Annotated in this window: 11 protein-coding genes; 9 read left to right on the top strand and 2 right to left on the bottom strand. The window is 48.2% G+C overall.

The genetic code is table 11. From position 1 onward, the window contains the following. The 7 genes from VIM87_RS09255 to VIM87_RS09285 all read left to right on the top strand — a co-directional run. A partial coding sequence (locus VIM87_RS09255) for an HmuY family protein (RefSeq protein ID WP_331996711.1) occupies positions 1-607 on the top strand: 607 nt, incomplete at its 5' end. A gap of 18 nt (positions 608-625) precedes the next feature. Then, entirely contained in the window at positions 626-1,387 is a 762-nt protein-coding gene (locus tag VIM87_RS09260) for a hypothetical protein (protein ID WP_331996712.1), read from the top strand. An 8-nt stretch (positions 1,388-1,395) separates the two neighbouring features. Next, the gene (locus VIM87_RS09265) at positions 1,396-2,421 is read left to right on the top strand and encodes a hypothetical protein (protein ID WP_331996713.1); all 1,026 of its coding nucleotides are present in this window, start codon (positions 1,396-1,398) and stop codon (positions 2,419-2,421) included. 61 nt (positions 2,422-2,482) lie between these two features. Next, positions 2,483-3,202 carry a hypothetical protein gene (locus VIM87_RS09270; protein ID WP_331996714.1) on the top strand — a complete coding sequence of 240 codons (720 nt, stop codon included), beginning with the start codon at positions 2,483-2,485 and terminating at the stop codon, positions 3,200-3,202. Between the two features lie 152 nt (positions 3,203-3,354). After that, positions 3,355-3,738: a response regulator gene (locus VIM87_RS09275; protein ID WP_331996715.1), complete on the top strand. Its 384-nt coding sequence runs from the start codon at positions 3,355-3,357 to the stop codon at positions 3,736-3,738. 292 nt (positions 3,739-4,030) lie between these two features. Beyond that, complete coding sequence (locus VIM87_RS09280; RefSeq protein WP_331996716.1) at positions 4,031-4,861, top strand: histidine kinase; 831 nt, start codon at positions 4,031-4,033, stop codon at positions 4,859-4,861. Then, positions 4,858-5,553, top strand: a complete 696-nt coding sequence (locus VIM87_RS09285; RefSeq protein ID WP_331996717.1) for a LytTR family DNA-binding domain-containing protein — start codon at positions 4,858-4,860, stop codon at positions 5,551-5,553. Before VIM87_RS09280 ends, VIM87_RS09285 begins: the two co-directional genes overlap by 4 nt. Before the next feature lie 768 nt (positions 5,554-6,321). Here VIM87_RS09285 and VIM87_RS09290 read toward each other — a convergent pair. Beyond that, positions 6,322-8,691 (bottom strand): TonB-dependent siderophore receptor, encoded by a 2,370-nt coding sequence (locus VIM87_RS09290; protein WP_331996718.1) that lies wholly within the window; start codon positions 8,689-8,691, stop codon positions 6,322-6,324. 276 nt (positions 8,692-8,967) lie between these two features. Here VIM87_RS09290 and VIM87_RS09295 point away from each other — a divergent pair, with 276 nt between their 5' ends. Together VIM87_RS09295 and VIM87_RS09300 are read left to right on the top strand one after the other, a co-directional pair. Continuing rightward, positions 8,968-9,942 carry a hypothetical protein gene (locus VIM87_RS09295; RefSeq protein ID WP_331996719.1) on the top strand — a complete coding sequence of 325 codons (975 nt, stop codon included), beginning with the start codon at positions 8,968-8,970 and terminating at the stop codon, positions 9,940-9,942. Between the two features lie 68 nt (positions 9,943-10,010). Next, the gene (locus tag VIM87_RS09300) at positions 10,011-10,997 is read left to right on the top strand and encodes a hypothetical protein (protein WP_331996720.1); all 987 of its coding nucleotides are present in this window, start codon (positions 10,011-10,013) and stop codon (positions 10,995-10,997) included. A 28-nt stretch (positions 10,998-11,025) separates the two neighbouring features. Here the strand turns inward: VIM87_RS09300 and VIM87_RS09305 are convergent. Then, a partial coding sequence (locus tag VIM87_RS09305) for a hypothetical protein (protein ID WP_331996721.1) occupies positions 11,026-11,259 on the bottom strand: 234 nt, incomplete at its 5' end.

Below are 11,259 nucleotides of genomic sequence, written 5' to 3' on the forward strand. Positions count from 1 at the left end.
AGTATCCCTGTATTACAGCCTGGAAGAGAACCGTGTGGTGCCCGAATCGCAACGGCAAACCGGTAACTGGGATATTGTGCTGTATGGTATTTATAACAGCAGTGTATACCCGAATAACGGCGCTGCTACCGGCAGCCCGGGATATGGCGGCCCGGGGCAGGCAAAGATCTACCTGGTGGCAGACCATAAGTTTGACGCACAGTATTACGATACCTTGAACTTTAAACCGCGTAAGCTGCCCATTCCCAATAACCTGTTTGATGCAGCTTTTGCCGCGGTAAAAACAGTACTTGTGGAGGATAGTAAATTCTTTACGCGGGATGTGGGCCTGGATCATTTCCAGAATGTAAGTGATGGTTGGGGCTATTATGATTTTTACGGAGCGCTGTTTCCCGGTAACCCTTTGAAAACGCACGTTGTATATACCATGCCGCGGGTAATGATCATTAAAACTCACAAAGGGCATTATGCCAAGCTAATGATCCGGAGCATTTATAAAGATAGCCCGCAGGATCCTGACCGGAACAATAAACCCGGTTTTGTAAGCTTCCAGTACGCCATACAAATGGATGGAAGTAAGAACCTGGATATTTCAGCCAATAACTAACTACCCTAACTATTTATAATGAGAAGAAGTTTTCAATTGCTTGCAGCCTTGCTGCTGGCTGGCAGCGGCTGCACTAAAACCGAGGTGGTAGCGCCGCCGGCAGCCGCGCAGAACCGCATCCTGGAATATAAGATCGTGAATGTACAGGGCGATCCTGTTTACGGCGCTGTAAATGATGCCGACAGCACCATTACCCTGCACCTGCCGTTCTATAAGCAGCTCACCATCCTGGAGCCGGAGATCAGGGTATCAGAAGGCGCCACCGTAAAACCAGCTACGGGTACATTAATAGAAGATGTGCCGGAGCTATTACGCAGCGGCCGCGATATTAAATACACCGTTACCGGTAAAGATGGTGCCGTTAAAACCTATACGCTGAAACTGGCCGTACAGCAGCCTGCGATGGTGGTGCAGGAGCTAAGTACAGACGCAGCAACCCCTGCGGAGTTTACCATTGAAATGGCTCCGCAAGTAGTATCCTCTTTCAGCTTTAACATCATAGGCGAAGGCTTTTCGGAAAACCTGGACCTCATGAAAGTAATGCTGGTAGATGCAGCGGGAAAGGAAATACCCGGTGCGCTGGACCTTAGCATTACCAACACCAATAACCTGAACAGCATAGGCGTGTTTGTATCCGTTTACTATGATGCAGCCAAACAAACCTACACCATTCCGGATGTGCTGAAAAATATACCGCAAACAGGCCTCTACAAAGTGCGGGTGTACAATTACGCGAAAGTAGCCACCATGCAGTTTCCCATCCGCATTACTAAAAACTGAACCATCACATGTTAGCACGTAATATCACCATAGCAGTTTTCAGCTGCATTATTATAGCAGGGCTGTCCTGTAAGAAAGAAACAGAATATGCGGCTTTTCCTTTTAAAGATATCCAGGCATTTAAAATAGCAGCAGGGGAGGAAACCATTAACGGCGCACTGGAAAACGACAGCATTATTATTTACTGGCCATCTTACCTGGAAATGCCCGCCAGCATTACGCCGGACATTACCCTGTCAGAAAAGGCCACTATTCAGCCGGCCGCAAAGGAAAGCGTAGCTTTTAAAACCGGTACTAAATACACGGTAAAAGCGCAGGATGGCAGCACTAAAAATTATTTCCTGAAAGTAGTAATTAACCAGCCCGGTATACAGATCTATGAAGCCACTTATTCCGCCGTACGCGGCGGTACGCTGGCGGTGGATAACGGGCGGCTGATCCGCTATATTATACGGGACACTGCCCAAACCCACTTTTTCCTGGTAGATACTGCCGGCAGGGAAACCCCCATCGCTATTTCCTTTGCTACCCGCAATAACACACCGTACACGGATCTGAAGCTGCCGGGCGGCGATACCCTGCAGCCGGGCGCTTACCGTATTAAGATCAACAGCGGCATCCGGACCCTAACTACGGAGAACGCCATTTTCGGTGTGCTGTACGCAGCTAATGAGCAGCCGGCAGCCAACCCGGTAGATGGCAGCATTACCCTGAAACACGGTGGCCAGATCACCTTTACCGGCACCGGTTTTATTGATATGAAGGAAGCCCGTGTGTTTGGCTATAACACCACTACCGACTGGTCGGAAAAAGAAATTGCCACACTGGAGCTGGTGAGCTTTACCGCTACCAGCGTTACTTACCGCATACCGGATAATTTTCCCACAGGTAGTTATGAGCTGAACAGCTATAACGGTAACGGCATTTTTTTCCAGCTGCGCACTACGGATTTCATTGGTTTCTGGGACTGGAATAAACAGAAAAAGGTGTACGTGAATATTGATGGCGCTGCGCAGATCACCGTTACAGATTAAGCAACCACTATAGCTCCTTATAAAACCCTCATCATTTCTTTTTCACTTAAAACCCTGATTTATGTTCAACTTTAAACAAGCAACCCATTTAACGCTGGCCGCCGCCGGCGCCCTGACATTGTTTTTAGCCTCCTGCTCCAAAAGCAATGAGGATGTAGCCGCACCGCAATCCCTTAGCACCATCCGGGGAGGCGTAGGCCTGATGGCTGTTATACCGGATGGCGACAGTGCCAACATTACCGGTCCCGGTGTAACCTCCGGCAAGATCTACCGCAACGGTAGCGTGTACACGGTAAAGAATTTCCGCCAGGCTTATTCCACCGGCGAGGGACAGCCTGCTGATGGTAATTTCTACTGGCGCTTTACGGTAAATGAAGCCGGTCCGTCCACCAACTACAATATCAAATTCTCCGGTATTGCTACAGGCGACATTACCTCCAATGATTCCTTAAAGTTCAAGGACAAAACTTTCAGCACTGTAACTGCGGCTGACTGGAGCACTGCCTCCAACCCGCTGCCCAGCCCTGCCGGCTCCAATGTAATTGGTATGAACCAGGTAACCGGTACCGGTGTGCCGCCTTCAGTAGCAGCTTACGCCAATGGCGCCGGCTGGTACATCTATGGCTGGAGCACCGGCCATACCGTAACACCTGTAGCCGGCCGTACGCTGTTCTGGAAAAGCGGCGCCACCATTTATGCATTTGAGATCACCTCTATTTACCAGAATGGGGTAACCGGTGGTGCATTCCCTTATTACAACTTCCGTTATAAAGCGTTATAAAAGTTCTCCATCAGTATTAGTATAGCTGTAGTTGTAAGCGGTTGCCAGTACATGGGCAGCCGCTTTTTTGTTCTCATGCCGCCCCAGCGGTATTGGTACGATTTTTTATAGATATTCCCTACAAACCAAGTCAACCGTTTAAAACCGTTTTTATGACCAATACTATTACCGCTACTACGAAAAAGCAGAAACTCTTAATCATTGAGGATGAAGGAGAAATGTGTTTACTGATCAACCTTTTACTGGACGGTAAAGAAATGGAGATCGAGCATGTAAAAACTATTGCTGATGCTGTGGAATATTTTCAACAACAACCACCTGCTATAGTGCTGCTGGATAACCGCCTGCCGGATGGCTTCGGGCTGGATTTTATCCTTTTCCTGAAAAAAGAATATCCCGCCACTAAGATCATTATGATCTCCGGTATGGACGCTGCAGCAAAAGATGTAGCCATTGAAATGGGTGCAGATATGTTCCTGGAAAAGCCCTTCACAAAAGCGCAGCTTTGCCAGTGCATTAATGAGCTGCTGAACTAATTAACAGCATACAGGCATATATAATTGACTAAGTAAAGTAGAGGAATAGGTTAGGGCCGTATTATTACGGCCTTTTCCTTTTTAGCGCCGTTTCATTCAAACACCCCAACATTTCCACAATTTACCCCAAAAGTGGAACCTGAACCACAGAATCGCAGCACTTTACATCCCAATGAAGGTGCTGAACCGCTATGCCTTGCTGCACATAATTGGTTGTGTCTTATTTCTGAGCCAACCAATCTGGTTATATACTGGTCCGCCGGACCGGGCAGCCTTCCTTTTTTCCCAACCCATGCAGCGGGATCTTATAGGCAATGCGTTGATGCTAGGTTTCTTCTATCTCCATTATTTTATAATAATACCCCGGCTTTACTTTAAACAGAAACGCCTGCTATACCTGTTAAGCATCCTGGCGGGATTTATAGTGATCTGTTTACTGCCTTCCCCGGCAGCGGCCAGGCACCAGGTATTCCTGTTCATAGCAGTGGTATTTTTTTCTTTATTGCTACGCATCCGCAGCCGCCGGTACCAGGAGCAAAGCACCCGGCACGCCGCGGAGCTGGCCACGATCCGGGCGCAGATCAATCCGCACTTTTTATTCAATACCTTAAACAGCATATATGCGTTGGCGGTACGGAAAGATGATGCCACGGCAGATTCCATCGTGCATCTTTCCGGCCTCATGCGTTATGTGTTCAGGGAATCCGGAGATCAGCATATCCCATTGCAGAAAGAGCTGGAGTACCTGGGAAATTATATTGAGCTGCAGCGTTCCCGTTTAGGGGACACCGTAGTGATCCGCTATACCCTGGAACAGCAGGAGGCCGCATCGGCAGGTATTGCCCCGCTGATCCTGATCAGCTTTATTGAAAACGCATTTAAATACGGCGTTAACCCCGAAGCAGCTTCCCGGGTATCCATACACATTAAAGTGTTCAAAAAAGCCTTATATTTATCAGTGCATAACTATAAGGTAGTGTTGCCGCAGCACTCATTTTCCAGTGGAATAGGAGCGCACAACGCCCGGGAACGTTTGGAGCTGTTGTACCCCGGTAAACATACGCTGGAAATAAAAGAGGATGCGCACCACTACCAGGTGACACTGATAATGGAACTGCTATGATAACTGCTATTGCACTGGACGACGAACCCCCAGCGCTTGAAATTATTAAAGGTTTTTGTGCGAATATTCCTACTGTAGATCTGAAGAAAACCTTTACCAAAGCCGGAGAAGCTTTTGAATACCTGGAAAAATACCCGGTAGACCTGCTGTTGCTGGACATTAACATGCCCTCTGTAAACGGTATTGACTTCTATAAAAGAGTGCCCGCCCGGGTTATGGTTATTTTTACCACCTCCTTTAGTGAATACGCCGTGGAAAGCTATAATCTCAGCGCAGTGGATTACCTGGTAAAACCTTACACCCTGCAGCGTTTTACACAAGCCATAGAAAAAGCCAATATAGCGCATGAGCTGCGGCAAAAAGCCGCCGTACCCGGTAATGATCATATTACCCTGCGCGTGGATTATGGCCTGGTGAAAATTCATTTCTCCGAAATTCTTTTCATGGAAGGGCTGGATAATTATTTAAAGATCCACCTGAAAGATAAGAACCCCGTAATAGTAAGAATGACCCTGAAAGCCATCCTGGAAAAATTACCCGCTCCTGTATTTGTGCGCGTGCACCGTTCTTTCATTGTACCCTTATCGCAGGTAGCCGGCGTGCGCAACAAAATGATCATACTGCACTGCGGCGAAGAAGTGCCCTTAAGCAATAATTATGAAGATGAGTTCATGCACCTGCTGAACCGTTAGAACTGCCTGCCATACTGCGTTCCCAGACATTTATTCGTACTACGGTTATTCGTACCAGGAATAATTGCGCCCTGCTGCAAAATGAAATACCACAGAAACCGGCGCATTCACCCCAATTATTAAAAGCCGTGTTCACATTTAATTCATCTTTGTATCAGAAAGGACGACAGATAGTAACTAAGGTTACACAAGAGAACAGGAAATGATTGAGCAGCATGTTACCGGTTTAAAACACCGGCCGGCCGTTATACACCAACAACCAAACCTACAACATTAGCAGTACACCGGGCGCCAGCGGAGCGGCAACATTTGAGTATCTGGAGGGGCTGAAGAGTTCCCTGGCGCCAATTGTGTGTATCGTAACCTATGCCAACATTAAGAATGTGGAATTTATCTCGAAGTGGGTCTGCCTACCCTATGCCTGATCCGGCGCAGCAGCCGGGGAAAATGAAAGTCTGTTGGAATGCGCTGCAATGTGCCGTTGCACAGCCGGTCGTTGCAGCCATCCGGCAGGGATCTGAAAAATGAAAAAAAAATTAGGTGACATACATAACAGGGGGGACACAACCAATTTTTATTGTTTACTGGGGTGGAATGCTGCCGGCGCTCTTGATGGTACAAGTATGATGGGGATAGTTTATGTGGAGCGCCGGCTTTTTTTATTCAGCTTATCACTATCGTGTTTTATATAGAACAGCATTGAACAATATTAGCAATCGTGGGGGCACAATCAAAGAGGGCTGACCATTTGGTCAGCCCTTCTTATTTTTAAAATCTGTAAGCTACATTCAAACGGAAGTTCCGCGGTGCTTCCGGTATCCAGAAGTAATATGGCGCACCATCATTCAGGATAGATCCTGAATACAGGTATTTGCTCAGCAGGTTGTTCACATTCAGGCTAACGCTGTAACGGGAACCCTGGTACGAAATGCTGCCATCCATCCGGAAATAATCTTTCAGCGGAGTTTCACCGGTAAAAGAGTACCATGCAAAACGGCCGCCCTGGTATTGCGCACCAATAGCAATACCCAAACCTTTCAGCTTGGTTTCTTCCAGGCGGTAAGAGAGCCAGCCGTTGGCAATGTTGCGCACAGTGCCGGGTGTGGCCTGGCCTATATTACCTTTATTGGTATCGTCGGTGATCTTTGAATCCGTGTAGGCGTAATTGAGGGTTACATCCAGGCCTTTTACAATGCGGCCGCGGATATCCAGCTCAATACCCTGTGTACGGGTTTGCCCCAGCTGGGTTGACCAGTTAATGTTATTCGGATCGCCGGTTACTGTATTGTTGCGGTAAATGCGGTAGGCGGAAAGGGTGCTGTTCCAGCGGCCGCCAAACCAGTCGCGCTTTAAACCTACTTCCACATTGTCGCCGGTAACCGGTACAAAAGAGCGGCTTTTGGCGCTGTCATAACCAGCTGTAGGTACAAAGGCCTGGTCGTATAATGCATATACGGAAGTATTGCGGTCCAGGCTTACGCTTAAGCCTATACGCGGTGTGAATTTTTTAGATTCCACTTCAGAACCGTCATTGTCTTTTGAATAAGTATAACGGCCGGCCAGTGTAAGGCGGATGCGGTCCTGCAGAAAACGCAGCTCATCCTGCACGTAAATGCCTTTGTAAGACTGCAGGGTGGTGAAAACAGAGGCATTAGGCCCGGTGCGCTGGCTTACAGGCACGCTGTGGTCAAACGGCGTGATCTCTGCAGTAGCGGCGTATTGCGGGTTGTAAATATTAAAAGTATTGGCAGCGTCAATGTATTTAAACTGGCCGTAGTCGGAATAGTTATTTTTTTCGCCAACATCTATACCGCCCAGCAGGCGATGGGTTACGCGGCCGGTATGGACTTCGCCGTTTACATAGATCTGTCCCAGCCTGTTCACGGCATCCACATCCCATATGCTCATAGCGCGGCGCATGTAACCGGCGGAATCCGGCTGTACGCCGGGCCATACTGAGCTGCCCCTTAGCTTGTAGTTCTCATACATGAGCTGTGCCGTTACGCTCCAGTCGTCATTGATCTGGTGGTGCAGGTTTAACAGCAGGCTGTGATCATTGGTTTTGGAAGGGGGCAGGGTAGGCGCGGTAGTGGTAAAGCTGCGCGGTACATCCGGGTCAGCATAACCTTTACGGGAAAACTGGTAGTTAGCGCCTATCATCTGTACTTTAGAATACTGGAAGGTGTACTCCGCGGTCAGGGAAGTACGGTCGTCCAGCTTATAGGTAAGCACCGGCACTACAGAGTAGCGCTCATTGTAGTCAATTTGCTGGAAAGAGTTTTTGGATTGTCCCATCAGGTTCAGGCGGTACAGCAGCTTGCCGTCTTTGCTCAGCTTACCATCCAGGTCCAGGGTGGCGCGGTACAGGTCGTAGCTGCCAAATGTAACGCCTACTTCGCCTTTGGTAATGCCCGTAGGTTTTTTAGTTACCACGTTATAAAAACCGCCGGGCTCCCCATTGGCCATCATAAAACCGGCAGGGCCTTTTACAAATTCAATCCGTTCTACCATGCTCATATCTTCGGTCATGGGGCCAAAGGGCATGGTTACGTTCATACCGTTGCGGAAGGCCGGGATGTTGGAGCCACGCATATATATGCGGGCGTAGTTATCCCAGTGTTCGCCACGGGTGGCGCCGCTCACGTTGCGCGTTACGCCTTCCAGCATATCGGTGATCTGCTGGTCGGCAATCAGCTTGCCGCTGATCACCTGTATATTCTGCGGTGTTTCCAGCAGCGAGGTTTTTAAACGCAGGGTATTGGATACTTCGCTGGGCTTATAATTGGTTTTTTGTCCTTCAATTACCACCTCTTTCAGCCTGGAGGCCGATTCTTCCAGTTTAATATCTTCTACGGTCACTATCTGACCGGCAATTACGGTTACGGTTTTTTCCTGTGTCAGCAGGCCCACGGCGCTGGTGCGTACGGTGTAAGTGCCTGGTTTCAGGCGGTCCAGCTGGTAAGCGCCGCTTTCAGTAGTAATAGTGCCTATTTTGGTGCCGGCAATGCCTACGGTTACAAATCCGGCGGGCTGCCCATCGGCAGTACGTACCTTTCCTTTAATGGTGCCGGTTTTTTCCTGTGCGGCCGCCAGCAGTGCGCATAATAAAAAGAGGGCTGATAATAAGTAATACTTCATTCTATTGTGAGATCGTTTCAAGGCGCAAAGGTCCGGTGGAATAAGAGGGGTAGGTAATCCGATCCGGAAAAAGATTTGCGCGATCCGGAAAAAATGGAGGAGCGGTAAAATATAATATATAAATATGGGGTAATTAACCAGTAATAAAACCTGTAGACGCTTTGTAGCCACCTCTTATAACCCGCTGTAGTACATCTGTAGTCGCCTGAAAATGCAGTGAACCCCACCAGCCACCTACTTTTGGGTAATGCCTTTCATCGCATAAAAAACTAAAGAATGATCAGAAAGATTAAGCAATTAGCAGCTTCATTACTATTATTATTAGCCACTACATCTATCCTTCCCGCACAATCCTCACCCTCCATACTCCTGGTATACGACGACTATTCCGGAACAAGAACAGGCCTTACCTACTGGAAGAACGGGGAGATCATCCAGCTCACGGATGGCAAAACAAATGCAGGCGCAACGGCCATTGCGCTCTCCGGCAATGATGTATATATCGCCGGTTACCAGGATAACGCTGCAGGAGAGCCGGTTGCCACCTATTGGAAAAATAAGGAAGCCATCACCCTCAGTGATGGAAAAACATATGCAAAAGCCGAAGGTATCAGTATTTCCGGCCAGGATGTGCATGTAATTGGAAATGATGGCCGCCTGGCTATGTACTGGAAAAATGGAAAAGGCGCCGCATTTGAGGAGGACACTAAATTAACTGCCATTGCTGTTAGCGGAAACGATGTTTACATAGCCGGTTACCAGCCAAATGAGCAGGGTGAGTATGTGGCTACCTGCTGGAAGAACGGGATCGCAAAAGCCCTGAGCGATGGTACAAAAAGTGCTGAAGCCCATGCTATTGCGATCTCCGGTAGCGACGTTTATGTGGCGGGTTTTGCACATAATTCAGCCGGGGAAGAAGTGGCCATGTATTGGAAGAACGGTGAGCCTGTTATGCTTGGAGGTGGCGCCAGGGCAGATGCGATTGCCGTATCCGGCAATGATGTATATGTGGCCGGGATCACCCGGAACCAGGCAGGCGCTAATATTGTTGTTTGCTGGAAAAATGGCACCGACGTGCGGCTAACCACTGGGGAGGAAGCTTCAGGCGCCGGGGTAAAGGCTATTACCGTATCCGGCAAAGACGTTTATCTGGCCGGCTACCTGGATGGCAAAGCCACTTATTGGAAAAATGAAAAAGCGGTGACGCTGAATGACATAACAGGAGGGATCAAGGGCATGGTGGTAAAATAAGGAATGCCATTTTGTTTTTCTGCAAACATTCATGATCTTTCGGATTAAGTTTAAAATGTAACCAGTTCATGAATGTTCAGCTTCTAAAGATCATTAACGGTCCTAAACCGCAAACAGCACTTTTACTCATCATCCAGGACGATGGCAGCCTCGATAACCCCGGGCAGCTGATCCTGGATGATTTTTCAGGACCAAAGCTGGAATCCAGAAAGATCTTTTCTAACGGCGACAGCATCTACGATATTTGGGTGTCGCCCAAGGGCGATATCTGGGCATGCAGCTCTTATGGAAATATCTACACCACAGCAGATGTAAAATTCCCGGAAAGTCCATTTAAATCACCCTACAACCTGGATGATAATATACATGCTACTGAGCTAAACTGGAAAATGTATTGTTTAGGTGCTGTTCAGAATGGAGTTTCAATCTGGTCACCGGATAGTGTTACCATTTTTGTTGGAACCTATTCAGGACATGTTTACCGCTGGGATGGACAAGCATGGACGCAACAGGAAACACCCGTCAGTCAAAACGGAGGGAAATATATTACACAATTTGCCGGCGCTGCTGCAAATGATGTTTACGCCATTGGCTCATACTCCCGGGAGCTGCTGCATTATGATGGAAAAACCTGGAGCCGCACTGCATATGATGAAAATAAACAGGGGCCTATGGCTGCTAAAGGGATTGCACGAACACCCGGTGGAGCTTATTACCTGGCCTGTGATGGCGGACGGGTTTGGAAAACCACGGATGGTCAGGATTTTGAGCTGGTTGCTGAAGACCCGGAACTGGAATTTTCAGGTTTAACCTATGCCCTTGATCAGATCATACTGGCGGCCGGCAAAAATGGCGTTTATGCGATTGAGGAAGGGAAGCTGGTGAACATCCGTAATACCTTTAGTGCGGAGATGGTTGCAGGCGGGGGCGGCCAGGCCGTTTTCATCCGCCCGGGCAAGGATGACGGAGAGAGGATCTCAGTGGCCTATGCAATATATAATACTTCAGAAGACAGGCCCTGGTCTGGATATACTTTTTACTTTGCCAAAGAGTAAACCAGGGCAAAACGCCCTGGTACTCTTTTTAGCGCATAACCTTAATCCCGTAATCTTCTAATCCATATTCATAAAGATCATATTCACTCCCGGATGGCTGTGCTTTTATATTGTACCATTTACCAGGATCCACCAAACCTGGGGCCGGCTTGTTGTAAAAGGGACCTAAAACATTTTTCAGACTGCCTGTTACCGTTACCTCGATCTTATTATTTCCTTTTTTTACAAATTCCCCGATGGGCAATGCATTCGGTTCGGCGGT

Origin of the sequence: Chitinophaga sp., assembly GCF_036569125.1 — a bacterium.
Taxonomy (GTDB): domain Bacteria; phylum Bacteroidota; class Bacteroidia; order Chitinophagales; family Chitinophagaceae; genus Chitinophaga.

Coding starts and splice junctions, on each gene's coding strand:
- VIM87_RS09260 (WP_331996712.1), top strand. CDS start 626: ATGAGAAGAAGTTTTCAATTGCTTGCAGCCTTGCTGCTGGCTGGCAGC.
- VIM87_RS09265 (WP_331996713.1), top strand. CDS start 1,396: ATGTTAGCACGTAATATCACCATAGCAGTTTTCAGCTGCATTATTATA.
- VIM87_RS09270 (WP_331996714.1), top strand. CDS start 2,483: ATGTTCAACTTTAAACAAGCAACCCATTTAACGCTGGCCGCCGCCGGC.
- VIM87_RS09275 (WP_331996715.1), top strand. CDS start 3,355: ATGACCAATACTATTACCGCTACTACGAAAAAGCAGAAACTCTTAATC.
- VIM87_RS09280 (WP_331996716.1), top strand. CDS start 4,031: ATGCAGCGGGATCTTATAGGCAATGCGTTGATGCTAGGTTTCTTCTAT.
- VIM87_RS09285 (WP_331996717.1), top strand. CDS start 4,858: ATGATAACTGCTATTGCACTGGACGACGAACCCCCAGCGCTTGAAATT.
- VIM87_RS09290 (WP_331996718.1), bottom strand. CDS start 8,691: ATGAAGTATTACTTATTATCAGCCCTCTTTTTATTATGCGCACTGCTG.
- VIM87_RS09295 (WP_331996719.1), top strand. CDS start 8,968: ATGATCAGAAAGATTAAGCAATTAGCAGCTTCATTACTATTATTATTA.
- VIM87_RS09300 (WP_331996720.1), top strand. CDS start 10,011: ATGAATGTTCAGCTTCTAAAGATCATTAACGGTCCTAAACCGCAAACA.